At 65.2% G+C, this 267-nt stretch carries 1 protein-coding gene; it reads right to left on the reverse strand.

From position 1 onward, the window contains the following. A partial coding sequence (locus EOB49_RS35370; protein ID WP_127383571.1) for an NAD(P)-binding protein occupies nt 1-267 on the reverse strand: 267 nt, incomplete at both ends.

The following is a 267-nucleotide window of genomic DNA, read 5'->3' on the forward strand; positions in this document are numbered from 1 at the left end:
GCTTCTCGATCTTGAAGTCGGGAATGCCGTAGCGCATCAGCCCGCCGGGCCGGCTTTCGCGCTCGTAGACATGGACATCGTGGCCGGCGCGGCCAAGCTGCTGGGCAGCCGCCATGCCGGCAGGGCCGGAGCCGATGACGGCGACGCGCTTGCCGGTTTTCTTCTCCGGTGGATAGGGCCTGATATGGCCGGTTTCATAGGCCTTGTCGGCAATCGCCTGCTCGACCGTCTTGATGGCGACGGGAATGTCCTCGAGGTTCAGCGTGC

The organism is Mesorhizobium sp. M7A.F.Ca.MR.148.00.0.0 (genome assembly GCF_003997735.1).
GTDB lineage: Bacteria > Pseudomonadota > Alphaproteobacteria > Rhizobiales > Rhizobiaceae > Mesorhizobium.